This is a genomic window from Mycobacterium sp. IDUB_28, assembly GCF_055419285.1.
Genome location: NZ_JBVAXK010000039.1, coordinates 1 through 587, shown reverse-complemented (window position 1 = coordinate 587; position 587 = coordinate 1). Strand labels below are relative to the sequence as shown.

The following is a 587-nucleotide window of genomic DNA, read 5'->3' as shown; positions in this document are numbered from 1 at the left end:
CCGTCGCGGGCCAGCATGGCCATGGTGTTGGCCTCATGGGTGCTGGCCATCGACTGATAGGCCCGCACCAGATCGGTCATGGCCTGGTTCCACTGCACCTGCCACGCCTGATAGGTCACCCCGGTGTCACCCTGCCAGGCATTCTGCAACGCAGCCTGCTCAGCAGAGATATCCGCACCCAGCCCCGACATGGTCCCGGCATAGCCCGACATATCCCCCGCGTGCGCCAGCATCGCCGGGTAGTTGTACATGATCTGCGACATCACAAGTCCTTAAAACTCGAAGGAACCGGCTCAGAAACCGGTGTAGGTCGACGCGGCCGCGGCATCGGCAGCCACATAAGTACCCGCAGCCTCACCCAGGTTGGCCTGCGCGATGTCCAGCAACGTGTTCACCCGCGCCGCCATCTCCACAAACCGGGCATGCGCAGCCTGAAACGCCGCCGAGGACTCACCCTGGTGAAACGCCTGCGCCGACATCGCCGCCTGCTCCGCCTGACCAATCGTGTGCCGCATCAACCCCGCCTTGGCACCGAACGCCGACTGCGACGACACCAACTGCGGAATATGAGCATCCAACAAACTCAT

The 587-nt window shown here is 63.2% G+C and carries 2 protein-coding genes; both read right to left on the bottom strand.

Annotation, left to right across the window (positions count from 1 at the left end; translation table 11 throughout):
• Window positions 1-263: WXG100 family type VII secretion target (locus ACZYZ9_RS26445; protein WP_463829108.1), on the bottom strand; the 263-nt coding region annotated here is incomplete at its 3' end.
• 30 nt (window positions 264-293) lie between these two features.
• A complete protein-coding gene (esxG, locus tag ACZYZ9_RS26440; RefSeq protein WP_463829107.1) occupies window positions 294-587 on the bottom strand; it encodes a type VII secretion system protein EsxG in 294 nt (97 codons plus the stop codon).